11 protein-coding genes and 1 other RNA gene are annotated in these 12,221 nt (G+C 58.6%); all 12 read right to left on the bottom strand.

Going from position 1 to position 12,221, the window contains the following annotated elements:
• Positions 1 to 75: 75 nt before the first annotated feature.
• Complete coding sequence (locus tag MWL89_RS03640; RefSeq protein WP_244411793.1) at positions 76 to 594, bottom strand: VanZ family protein; 519 nt, start codon at positions 592 to 594, stop codon at positions 76 to 78.
• 289 nt (positions 595 to 883) lie between these two features.
• Positions 884 to 1,585 (bottom strand): ferric reductase-like transmembrane domain-containing protein, encoded by a 702-nt coding sequence (locus tag MWL89_RS03635; protein ID WP_244411792.1) that lies wholly within the window; start codon positions 1,583 to 1,585, stop codon positions 884 to 886.
• 76 nt (positions 1,586 to 1,661) lie between these two features.
• Complete coding sequence (locus MWL89_RS03630) at positions 1,662 to 2,279, bottom strand: 4Fe-4S dicluster domain-containing protein (RefSeq protein ID WP_341801929.1); 618 nt, start codon at positions 2,277 to 2,279, stop codon at positions 1,662 to 1,664.
• Positions 2,280 to 2,288: 9 nt separating this feature from the next.
• Entirely contained in the window at positions 2,289 to 4,757 is a 2,469-nt protein-coding gene (locus MWL89_RS03625) for a molybdopterin-containing oxidoreductase family protein (protein WP_244411791.1), read from the bottom strand.
• Between the two features lie 224 nt (positions 4,758 to 4,981).
• A complete protein-coding gene (locus MWL89_RS03620; RefSeq protein ID WP_244411790.1) occupies positions 4,982 to 5,962 on the bottom strand; it encodes a slipin family protein in 981 nt (326 codons plus the stop codon).
• A complete protein-coding gene (locus tag MWL89_RS03615) occupies positions 5,940 to 6,350 on the bottom strand; it encodes a GntR family transcriptional regulator (protein ID WP_180995110.1) in 411 nt (136 codons plus the stop codon). Before MWL89_RS03615 ends, MWL89_RS03620 begins: the two co-directional genes overlap by 23 nt.
• A 10-nt stretch (positions 6,351 to 6,360) precedes the next feature.
• On the bottom strand, positions 6,361 to 7,287 hold the full coding sequence (nrfD, locus tag MWL89_RS03610; RefSeq protein ID WP_244411789.1) for an NrfD/PsrC family molybdoenzyme membrane anchor subunit: 927 nt from the start codon (positions 7,285 to 7,287) through the stop codon (positions 6,361 to 6,363).
• 730 nt (positions 7,288 to 8,017) lie between these two features.
• On the bottom strand, positions 8,018 to 8,614 hold the full coding sequence (gene recR, locus MWL89_RS03605; protein ID WP_102378963.1) for a recombination mediator RecR: 597 nt from the start codon (positions 8,612 to 8,614) through the stop codon (positions 8,018 to 8,020).
• 10 nt (positions 8,615 to 8,624) lie between these two features.
• Positions 8,625 to 8,933 carry a YbaB/EbfC family nucleoid-associated protein gene (locus MWL89_RS03600; RefSeq protein ID WP_102378964.1) on the bottom strand — a complete coding sequence of 103 codons (309 nt, stop codon included), beginning with the start codon at positions 8,931 to 8,933 and terminating at the stop codon, positions 8,625 to 8,627.
• Between the two features lie 54 nt (positions 8,934 to 8,987).
• The gene (gene dnaX, locus MWL89_RS03595) at positions 8,988 to 11,225 is read right to left on the bottom strand and encodes a DNA polymerase III subunit gamma/tau (RefSeq protein ID WP_244411788.1); all 2,238 of its coding nucleotides are present in this window, start codon (positions 11,223 to 11,225) and stop codon (positions 8,988 to 8,990) included.
• Between the two features lie 94 nt (positions 11,226 to 11,319).
• Positions 11,320 to 12,051: a VTT domain-containing protein gene (locus MWL89_RS03590; RefSeq protein WP_102378966.1), complete on the bottom strand. Its 732-nt coding sequence runs from the start codon at positions 12,049 to 12,051 to the stop codon at positions 11,320 to 11,322.
• A gap of 44 nt (positions 12,052 to 12,095) precedes the next feature.
• An RNA gene (gene ffs / locus MWL89_RS03585) (signal recognition particle sRNA small type) lies at positions 12,096 to 12,189 on the bottom strand.
• Positions 12,190 to 12,221 lie beyond the last annotated feature (32 nt).

Below are 12,221 nucleotides of genomic sequence, written 5' to 3'. Positions count from 1 at the left end.
CGCCGCCGAGCGGATCCGCCCGCCACGGCATATCCGGCGGGCCTCCGCCGCGTTCCGACGCCCCGGGAAAAGAGGTTACACCCGCTTGCGGAGCGCTGCGTACAGCAGACTCGAACCAAGGGCGCCGCCAAACGTATCGACCGCCCAGTCGACCGGATCGCACATGCGCTCCGGCACGAAGTACTGATGGAACTCGTCGGTCACCCCGTAGGCACTCGCGCAAGCCAGCGCGACGAGGCACGCGCGGCGCAGCGGCATATGGAACCGCAGTGCGTTCGCAAGCAGAGCGCCGAATACCGAATATTCGCAGAAATGGGCGATCGAGTTGATGGCATCGGCATCGGGGCCCAAGAGCTGCGTTTGCACGTCTTTGAGCGTACGGTAGATGTTGGAGAAGAAACCCAGATCGTCGTTCAGCCCCGATCCGGTATTGGCCGACATGAAGAAGATGAAGCATGCCCATGCGGCAACGAGCGCCCAACTGATAACAAGAGCCCGCCGGGAGCGGGCGGCATGCCGGGCGCCGGCGGTGCGCGAAGCGCTTTCGCTGCCGGAAGAACCGGCTTCGGGGGGTGTTTCGGTTTTCGTTTCCATGGGACAAAAGCTTACCATGGCGGCCCCAGGGAAAGGGACGTCGAAGCTCTAAACACCGTTCGACAGCATGGGCGGATCCCCGCCGAAGCCAGCCGATCGCCTGAGCACTTACGCTTCGGGGACGGACAACCCAGCAATCACCCCGAGAAGCCCCGCGATGAAACGACAGAAAAGGCGGCGCATCCCTCTCGCCATTCCGTCAGCGAGCTGAGGAGACCTTGTGCTCGCGTGGCCATCAAGAAACATGGTTACGTTGCTCTCGCAGAACCTCGGGGCAGCGACGAGCGCCTTACCCGGCGCATCGCAGACGCTCCGCCCGTCTAGTCTTTCGATCTTTCATAGCTCGATGAATCCGCAACGCCGCGTACGCTCCGAACAGAACCGTATAAACAACGATGCTCGTCCTCGCCGTATCGCCTCGAAGAAGCGCCGCAGGCAACAGAATGCTCACAAGGTGCACGTACACCAGCCCGAAGAAGACGTACGCCCATTTTTGCAGACGCTTCCACGCCGTCGCGTCCATGCGGCGCTTCACTCCTTTGAACGAGGTGGCTCCCAGGATCAAAAGCAACGCCATCAGGGCGATCGCCGTCGCGAAGAACAGAAGGAAACCGCTATCGATCGCGCTTCCATTCAACAGGCGCGGCGCAAACGACATGAGGTACATCACCATATGCCCCAGCGCGAGCACGCAAGCGAGGATAGACAGCTCGGCGCGCACGGGTCGCAAGGCGAGGCTCACCACTGAATCCTTTCGGAAAGCCCCGATGAACATGACCACGGTAAACACAGCGAGGGAAAGCGTGCACTTCTGCATAAGAAGAAACAACGTTTGGCGCATCGCTTCAGGATAGGTCGTAAACGCACTTGAAACGTAAAGCACGTTGAGAAGCATCGCTAGGACGTAAAACGCAACAGGACATTTCAGCAGCGGTGTTTTCAAAACCCAGACAAATGCAGTCGTGCATACGAGAACGAGAACGAAGCTCATGTGGATATCCTTTCGTATATGCCGACCCAGCTCGAGCAAGGGGCCTTCCGCATGATGGCGAAAGGCCCCGTCTCGTTTACTTCAGATAGTACACGGAGGGATCCGTTCCCTGCTCAACGAGAAGCTGCGTGCTCTCACGGCTCGCGATAAGCTTCGACACCTCCGATTCGGGGTCATCGAGATCGCCGAAAAAGCGGGCGTACCCAACGCAAGCCTGAACGCACATAGGCTGCTGATCCTGTTTGACAAGGTTCGCGCACATGGTGCATTTCTCTACCGTATTGGCTATATGAACCGGCGCATCGGCAAAGCCTACGGCAAATTCCATCGCATACGCAGGCTCCCCGTCGTTGTATACGCGCACCGCATAAGGGCAAGCTTCGATGCACGATTTGCATCCGATGCACGTTTCGGGATCCTGCATGACGAGACCTGTTTCCTCGTCTTTGTATGTTGCGCCCGTGGGGCATACCGCAACGCATGCGGGCTCCTTGCAATGCTGGCAGGCAACGGGATAATGCTGCAGCTCGCAGTTCGGATAGTCCCCCGATGCCGTATCGATGGTTTTGCCGCCCTCGGTGCGGACCGTGTTCCACCAGTTGCCCGACGGCAAATTGTTGGCAAGCTTGCACGAAGTCGCGCAGGTTTGGCAGCCCATGCAACGCTCAAGATCGATAACCATTCCGTATTGCATGATAACCCCCTACTGAACCTTTTCCATTTGAACCAGGCAGTCGAACCAGTTGTCCTGCTCGAAGCGCGGCCACGTCTCATACGTTGACAGGTCGGAATAATGACCGTCGATGTAGCCGTCGCGCTCCCATCCATGATCGATGACCAGCATGCCGGGACGGACGCCTGCGTTGAGGACAACCTTGATGACAACGTAGCCGCGATCGTTCTCGATGCGCACGACATCGCCTTCGGTCACACCATAGGCTTCAGCATCCTTCGGGTTTACCTTCACGTACGGCTCGGGGTCCAATTCAAGAATCATCGGAGAGTTGTTGAACATGGTATGGGTCTTAAACTTGCAGCGCTCCGAGATAAACAGCAACGGATACTTTTCCGCCTCGTCTACCGCTTCGAAGCCGCCGATCGTCTCGGGCCACGCCTCGATGGGCGGTTCCCAAAACCAGCAGGATTCTTTCAGCATGTCCCACTCTTGCCCCACGTTTGCCATGGGCTGAATTCCCTCATGATAGAACTCGAAGCGACCGGTCGCGCTTAAAATGATATCCGTCAGACCGACCACCTGCGGCTCCTCGGGATACGTCCAAATAGCGTGCTGCTCCTGCAGAGCTTCCCAGCTCAGACCGACGGCTGCGGCAGCATCATTGGTTACGCAGGACGCCAAAAACGTAGTGAGGTCCTGCGTGAAGTAATCCTCGAAACCCATAGCCTTGCCCAACGCAGTGATGATCTCGAAATCGCCCTTAGCCTCACCTGCAGGTTCGACTGCTTTCTGGGTATACTTGACGAAGGGGTTCGAGGTAGAAGACAAGTCATCGCGCTCGTAGAGAAATGCAACTGGCAGCACATAGTCGGCATACTGAGCAGCCTCGGACATGAACATATCGGATACGACCACCATCTCCATGGCATCGAAGGACTTCAACCACTTCTGGCGATCGGGTTCGTTGGTGATGGGATTGCAGATGTAGATATAGGCAGCCTTCGGCGCCGTCATACCGGCAAACTCGCCATCCTCCATCAGCTGATGGAAATGAGGGGCATGGATGGTGCGACCCGGAGCAGCAACACCGACAAGATCGGCAGTGGCGGTATTCACCAGCCCAGGAGTGTTGGGGGCACTGAAATCAGTGCACGAGCAACCGGCACCGTGTTTGGCTTCCTGACCCGTAATATCCATGAGGGCGAACATGCCGTCGTATCCGCATTGGCCGTTGGCGTAATGATCGGGACCGAATCCGGTGAAGATGTAGGAGAGTCCGGAATTCCAAATAGCGGCCAACTCTTCGATGGTCTCAAGCGGCACGTCGGTCATTTCCGCTATGGTATCCAAGTCCCATTCGTTCAATCGATCCAGAAGAATCTGGTAAGCCGGTTTGACCGCAACGCCTTCGACCTCAAAGCTGCCGCGAATTTCCGGATTGGAGGCAGCGTCGAAGGCAACGGCCTCACCGCCTTCATACACCAGAACACGATCCTCCTCGCTCAACGGCTCAGCCTGGCCGAGGTCGGAAAGGCGCAGATACAGGCCATCCGAATCTTTCACCAAGAAAGGAGCGACCGTCATGGTTTGCAGATGGGCGACATCCTCGTGTCCGTCACGAATGGAAATAAGGGCCATCCCCGCAGCCAGCAGCCCATCGGTGGCAGGACGGATGGGTACATAGATGTCGGCTTTGGCAGCAGAAGTGGTATAGATGGGGTCGATGCAGATAACCTTGGCGCCGTTTTCCTTAGCCTGTGACACCAGGTGGTAATCTACGATGTTGGACTCGGTGGGATTGGTTCCCCAGATGAAAAGGTTGTTCGCGTTCACCATATCGCGATGCTCGTTATGGCCGATAGTGTAGGCACCCAAGCCGCCGTGGTTCATCTGCACGTTCATGCCCGTATTGTCATAGCACGGGGCGATGGTCATGGCGCCCATGAGCGCTTGGAGACGCCCTGTATACGATATAGTCGCCATGCCGGAGCCGGAACCGCTCATGAAAGCCACGGCCTCGGGGCCGTATTGCTCCTGCAGTTCTTTCCACTTTGCCGTAATCTCGCTTACCGCGTCATCCCACGAGATGCGCTCCCAATCACCCGCACCGCGCTCTCCTGCACGCTTCATGGGGTACAGCACGCGTGTAGGTGAGTACATGCGCTCGATGTTCGCATAGCCCTTCAGGCACGTTTCCTGATAGGGGCTATCGCTACCGTCGGGGCACTTCAGCTTTGCGCGGGTGATGTTTGCGATTTTGCCATCGCGAACATGCACGTAGCAAGGACATCCCCATCCAGAACAGTTGCCCATGCAGCTTTGGAAATACACTTCCTCCGCCACCTCGACCGGCGCGTCCTCCTTCGAAGCATCGCCTTCGGACGCAGGTTGACTGCATCCGGCAAGCGTCGCGAGCGAAGCTGCGCCCGCCGCCGCAAAGGCCGTTGTTTGCAGGAAGGTTCGTCTCGTGAGCGTAGACGGCTCGTTACCAGCCATGATTCCTCTCCTCTCGTCGTAAGGCATGAGCGCATAGCACGGTATTGCCATCCCGACAGAACGAGATAGACCGATGCCTCCCTTACGCGTCATGCCATAGTTTTGGAATCAGCTGAATTCCCCACATACCGTTATACAGGATTGTCGTGCGACATTCAAGATTGTTGTGCGACAATTTCCGATTGTCATTATTCTACTTTGTAGCTAATGGGGTACGTCCGCGGCTATTTGTGCTCGTGTCCCTCGCCCTGCGAAGGCGCAAAGCCCTCCGTGTACGAGCTGGGTACGACAACGGCACCCGCGTTCTCGTGTATCCCCTCGTGGATCAGGTGCATTTTCCTTAGCTCAAGAGCCACTTCATCATCGCGGTATTGGTCGGAAACTTCGGAAAGGAGTTCCGAGATATCCTTTTCTGCTTCCATGAGCATGATCCTCGAATTCCGGCGGCGTTCCGCCTGGGCCTCCAGAGAAAGCGAGTCTTGCAAGCCGCTGGGAACGATGATGTCCCTCACCTCCACAGAGATGACAGTCACCCCCCAATCGGACACCTTCCCTTCGATTGCAGCGCGCAGTTCGTGGTCAAGCTGGTTCCGCCGTACCACAACTTCGGATATTGGAGCCCTGCCAATAGCATCGCGCAAGGCGGTCTGAGCCGCCAAAGCAACGGCGAAGTGGCAGTCCTCGATTTCGGTGCACGCGCGCTCCGGGTTCCAGATCATCCATGACAAGACCGCATCGACGTCGAGGGGAACCAGATCGGAGGTGAGCGTCTCTTCCGCCCCGAACGGCGTGATCATGATGCGCTGGTCGACGCGAAGCGAGCAATACTCGATCAACGGGATAGTGAAGAATATTCCCGGCCCTGCGACGCGAGAGAACCGACCCAGCCTCAGCACCACCATGCGTTCCCATTCAAGCGCAACGTGCACCGACGACAGCGTGGCCAAGCCCGCCAAAAACGCAACGCAAACCGCGACGATGCCAATATCCGCAAAAGCGAGATAGAAAACCAGCACGACCACCGCAAAAGCGATCACGGCCAGCGCAATCTGCAAAGCAAGAGCGCCGTTGCGCGTTGCCCTTTTTCCTGGATCCGAACGGTAGGCTTCGGCGGCAACGCCGAACTCCATTTCTATGCGGCGAGCGGTATCGCGTTTCTGGGGAGCGTCGGCGTAAGGGCCTTTATTTGCCTTGTTTCTTTTCATGTTCCCTCTTTAGTTTCCGGATGGTCTTGTTGACGTGCTTGGGGATATCGTCGTAAGTCATGCCCTTTTCCAGACAGTTGTTCACAAAATCTTCCACCATCGCGTTGACATCGGGGGCATCCGATATGGCATCGGGTTCGCTGACGAATGCGCCCCTACCCTGCGTTGTTACGATATAGCCATCCCGCTCAAGCGCAACATACGCCTTGCTGACAGTGTTGTAGCTGATATAGAGCTCAGCCGCAAATTTTCTCACGGTGGGCAGCTGGTCGCCGGGCTTGTAATATCCCGTATTGATGAGGTAGACGAGCCGATCTCTCAGTCGCACCCAAAGGGGCAGATCACTCGATTCGTCTATCTCAAATGGCGGTATCGGTTTTGCTGTCATTCTTCCTCATTCACATACTGCTATGTATTCTGGCGTCGAACAAACTTAGCCGCAGGCAAAACCCGCCAAGGAGAACCAAGCATGCTATCGCCAAATCTATCCGTTCATCGTGCTGTTTCCGCGCCGACACAGCGTTCATAATCCCGGGAACCGCCAAACCGCATACGACGAATCCCGCCATGAATACGAGCGCGTTGTCCCCCGCAATCAAGCGTTTCACCGACTGGGCGCCCAAGCTTGTGCCCGAAACCGTTATCAGGTATACGGCGCATGCGGCAAACTCTAAGACGATAACCACCAGATCGGTTTTTGCCAACCGTTGCAAAATGCCCGTTTTTGTTCGATCAAGGTTAAGGCTGATTGAACACAGCATCACCAGAGCAATCCCCGTCGAAAGAGCCGACAGGAAGAACAAAGCGATCAGCCACGGAGAATTCCACAAGGCGATCGACTTCATTGATTGCAAAAACACGCCTGTGTAGGTCATCACGAGCAACGCCGCCGCAAAGCCGATAACGAGTGCCATCGGCTTTATCCGATCGAGCGAACCAGGCAGAGAGAAGCATCCCGCCGCCGCAACAAACGCAACGCAAAGCAAGAGCGCCGTCAACGAGTACGTGCCCACGCTGATATAGCTAAGCGTCGGCTGGGTAAAAAGCATGTACGCTATCTCCGGTCGACCCAAATCGGCAAGGAGGCAAATTGCCCCAAGAGCCAAGACAACAAAAGAAGCGGCGTAGCCCCTCTTGGTCAAAGTCGCGAAATACCGCTTCTCAACAGGCTGCGAGTATAAACCTGCCGAGCATGCCGAGCCCCTCCTCGCTCGAAAGGAAAAGGCGCTCGACCTGCAGTACCGAAAATCGATGCAAGCAAGTACTGCGAAAGCACCCGCCCCGGCGCCACCCAAGAACAAGTATGCAACGATCAGCTGACTCACGGCGCAGCGTATCCCCCGCTCGACAATCCCCGATTCTTACCGACCATAGAATAGCACATTGTCGCATGACTTTTTGTCGCATGACTTCCCGGGCGATAACACCGCGTCCGGAAGAATCTCAAGACGCGGCCATCGAACCCGATGCGCTTCCCGCATGCTTCCATGCGGATTTCCATTGTTCGTCCTTCCGATTCAACCGCAAGAAGCGGCTTCGTTATTCATGCCATCAGGCGCTTTACCCAAAATTGAAAAAAGTCTATTGTTCTTGTAGCAAACGTTGTATAATAACGGCTGCGTTAATGAAGGAAACACTTCAACGAGTTTCGGCAAAGATAAGGATTCTGTTTTTTGGAGGGGGCAGGATCTTTCATCTTTGCCGAAACGCTTTCAGGGGCGGTGAGCATTCACCGCCCGATTTTTTTATTGGCACCCCGAAACGATACGCTGCATCCGACTCGGCAGCACACGGCTCTTAAGATGGCAGAAAACAGCGGATTTTCGTTGCGGCGCGGGTTCCCGAAAAGAGAAGCGCGAGGAACGCCTGGCCCGATCAGGTGAAAAGCAACCGTATGCACAAAGGCGATCCGCCCGGGAGGCGCTTATCGCTCGGAGACGACGAAAAACATTCGTTTCCTGCCGCGAATCCAGAGCTTGCCGACGAACCAAGGGCAGAAACGCAATCAACCCGCTAAAAAAGACAGTGACACCTACCGCATCGACGGGCAGGCGGCTATAGCGTTCTTCGGCTTTCGATGGCGCGGCCGAGCGTTACTTCGTCGGCGAACTCAAGGTCGCCGCCGACCGGCAATCCACTCGCAAGACGCGTAACCTTGATGCCCATGGGCTTGATGAGGCGCGCAAGATACGTTGCCGTCGTCTCGCCCTCAACATTGGGGTTGGTGGCAAGCAGCACTTCGCCGACCTCCTCGGAAGCCAAGCGCGAAAGCAGCGGAGCAATATGGAGATCGTCGGGGCCGATCCCCTCCATAGGGGAAAGGGCGCCGCCCAAAACATGATAGGTACCCGAAAACGCCGCCGTGCGCTCTATGGGCGGGATGTCGCGCGGTTCGCTCACCACGCAGATGATTCCCCGATCGCGCTTCGCCGAAGCGCAGATTTCGCACAGATCGTCCTCGGCGTAATTAAAGCAGCGGGAGCAGAAGTGTACGGTTTCCTTCACTTCTGCGATGGCTTCCGACAACCGCATTGCTGTCGCCTTATCGGTATTGAGAATCCAGTACGCGATACGCTGCGCCGACTTCGGGCCAACGCCCGGCAGGCGCTCGAGTTCGTCAAGCAGCTTCTGTATCGACGGCGCAGCGTTCACGGCAGAACCCCTACATCAAACCGGGAATGTTCATGCCGCCCGTGATGGAGTTCAGGCGCGACGAGCTCGCTTCCCCAACGCCGCGCAGGGCCTCGTTCACCGCAGCGACGACCATATCCTCGAGCATCTCGATATCCTCGGGATCGACCGCGTCCTTATCGATCTCGATGCTCTGCAGCGTCATGTCGCCGAGCGCAACGGCCTTCACCATGCCGCCTCCCGCAGTGGCCTCGAAGGTCATATCCTTGATCTCGTCCTGCGCACGGGCAAGCTCCATCTGCATTTTCTGAGCCTGCTTCATCATCTTCTTCATATCCATTGCGGTACTCCTTTGTCGTAATCGCTTGCCACCGGCTCCGTTACGCAAGCCGGGCTAATCAACTTCTTCGATGGTGAATCCCTCGCCGAACCCCGCTGCGAGAATCGACTCGATATCGCCCTCCCCCGCAGCCGAAGCTGCGCCCGCGGGGGCCGAACCCTGTGCAGGCGCTGCGCCCACCGGAGCTGAACCCTGCGCAGAAACCGCACTCGGAGCGGCCGCAACGGCGCTCGCGGCAGATGACTGGGTAGACTGCGCGGGCGATGCAACCGACTGCGCGGGCTGCGCTGACGGAGACGGCACGGAAGCCGCCTGACCTGCACCTGCAACCGAGGCCGATCTCGGCGCCGAAACGGGCGCCTCGTCGGCGTCGAAGGGCACGTACACATCGTCGTACGCATCGACGGGAGGCAGGTCGGGGTCGGGCGCGCCGTACGCGGGAGCGGCCGCTCCCGCAGAGGCTGGCACCGCGCCGCCGCTTCGCGTCGCAGCGGGCTGAGGCCTCTGGGATGAAACCGCACCGGCAGTCTGCGCGGGCTGGGCGGCAGGCTGCGCTGCCGACGGCTGCATTGTCGCAGAAGAGGAAGGCGTCGAAGCGCCGTTGCCCTGCGCATAGCGAAACGGGATATCGGCGCCGGCAGCTTGGAAAAGCGCCGTTTTCACCACGTCGAACACTTCGGGCTTCTGCACCGCATTGTACGCGAACGCGTTCTCGGTCTGGAACTCGATGATGATCCCACCGCGCTCGGCATCGAAAACGGCTTTGGTGTTGAGAAAGAGCACGCCGTATGCGGCCTTTGCCTTCTTGATGCCCGAAAGCGCTGCCTGCCAGATGCGCTGCAGGGCTGCGGGGTTATCGAGGCCGCCTGCCGATGCGGGCTGGGCCGCCGAAGCGGGGGCAGCTGCGGGAGTATCGGTTGCGGGAGCAGCCGCCGGGCTATCCGTTGACGGATCAAAAGAGGGGACGGGTTCGGGCGAAGCGGCAGCCTGCGCGGGATCCTGCTGCATCGGCTGCGAAGTTTGGGCAGCGGGTGCCGGCTGCGCACTCTGGGCAGCTGCGGGCGCGGCGGCGGGCTGCTGGGCTGCCGAAGCCGCAACAGCCCCGGCTCCTTGTGCCGCTGCGGGCGATGCGATAACATGCGCCACCGCAGAATAGCCCGACTCGAGCGCTTCGATGCGCTCGGCGAGCGATTCGAGCGTAAGGTCGGAATCGGGGCGAACCATGCGGGTGAGGGCGATCTCGAAGGAGAGGCGCGGATTGGTCGAGGTCTTCAGCTCGGCCGACAGGTCGCCGAGCACGCCGAGCATCCTCGCCAGGCGATCGGGTCCGAACAACTCCATCTCGCTCACCAGCTCACGGCGGGTTGCCTCGCTGATTTCGAGCACCGTATCGGCTCCCGAGAGCGCAAGCACGTACATGTTGCGGATATGTTCGGCAAAATCGCGGGTAAACTGCGCCAGGTCGGCACCGGTTTCGATGTATTCCGCCGTCCAGGTGAAACACGACGCGATGTCGCGCGTACCGACGAAGCGGACGATCTCGGCCATGTCGTTGGTATCGAGCGATCCGAGCAGGCGCTCGGCATTCTCAAGCGTGACCTTCCCCTCGCCGAACGCGATAACCTGCTCGAGCGACGTGAGCGCGTTGCGCATGCCGCCTTCGGCCCGGTACGCGATGAGGTCGAGCGCATCGCCCTCGAACTCGACGTCCTCCGCCACGCAGATGGCCCCGAGGCGCGAGACGATGGCCTCGGAAGATATGCGGCGGAAATCGAAGCGCTGGCAGCGCGAATGGATGGTTTCGGGAACCTTCTGGGGATCGGTCGTGCACAGGATGAACACGACGTGCGACGGAGGCTCTTCGAGCGTTTTCAGCAGCGCGTTGAACGCGGCCGTCGACAGCATGTGGACCTCGTCGATGATGTAGACCTTCGAGCGACCGCGCGTCGGCGCGAACTGCACGCGCCCGATGATCTCCTCGCGCACGTTCTCGACGCCCGTGCGGCTCGCCGCGTCGAGCTCGTAGACGTCCGGATGGGTTCCGTTGGCTATTTCGGTGCAGTTTTCGCAGGTTCCATCGGGCTCGGCCGTCGGTCCCTTCTCGCACAGAAGCGCCTTTGCAAGCAGGCGCGCCGTCGTGGTTTTGCCCGTGCCGCGCGGACCGGTGAACAGGTAGGCGTGGCTGACCTTATCCTGCTCGATCGCGTTCTTGATCGTGCGCTCGATATGCTCCTGGCCCACCACATCTTCGAAGATCTGGGGGCGGTATTTTCTGTACAGTGCCTCTGCCATGCTATCGCCTTTTCCTACCCTCGCATATGTACGACGCGTCCTGACGGGCTTCGCGCCTCATTGGTATCAAGTTAGTTTACTGCACCTTGGCAGTCTATGCATCCGCCTCGGCATCGCCGTCAGTTGCCGCGACGGCAGCCGGAACGTTCGCCTCGGCGCCCTCGGTTGCGGCGACGGGCTTCTTCTTTCCGAACTTCGCCTTGAGCACGCCGCCCACTGCAGGGATGAGCGATATGAGAACGATCGCCACGATCACCAGCTCGAAATGCTCCTGCACGACGGGAATGCCGCCGAAGAAGTAGCCGAGCAGCGTAAACACCGACGACCAGACGATGCCGCCGAGCACGTTGAAGAAGAAGAACTTCTTGTAGTGCATGCGTCCCAAGCCGGCGAAGAACGGTACGAACGTACGGATGAACGGGAAAAACCTGCCGAGGAAGATGGCGAGCGGACCGTACTTGTCGAGCATGGCCTCGGTCTTTTCGATGCGCTCGGGAGTCATCGACTTGACGCGCCCCGAATCGATGATACGCCTGCCGAACTCGCGGCCGATCCAATAGTTGCACTGGTCGCCGACAATGGCGGCCACCCACACTACGGGCAACAGGATCGCCAGGTTCAAGCCCTGCCCGTCGGCTGCAAAGAAGCCCGCCGTGAACAGCAGCGAATCGCCCGGCAGAAACGGCATGATGACCACGCCGGTCTCGATGAAGATGATGAGGAAAATGGGACCGTATGCACCGAGGGGACCCAAGCTCGCTATCCATTCCGCAATGAAGCTACGGGGGTCTTGGAGCAGGTCGATGAAGAACTGGATGATTTCCATTGCAACCTATCGCATCGCGCGTACAACGTAGAACATGCAAGTATCCCGAATAGGCAAGGGCGCTCGTCAGCGGTCCCTTATGGCTGCTTCCTCCCGGACCTGACCAGGTTCAGGACTTGGCGCCGCCCTAGCCCATTCGAGATACTCGATCTTGAACCAGATCAGTATAG

Origin of the sequence: Raoultibacter timonensis, from assembly GCF_022845715.1 — a bacterium.
Lineage (GTDB): Bacteria > Actinomycetota > Coriobacteriia > Coriobacteriales > Eggerthellaceae > Raoultibacter > Raoultibacter timonensis.
The sequence above is the reverse complement of the archived record's forward strand: the minus strand, read 5'-3'. Positions and strand labels throughout refer to the sequence as shown.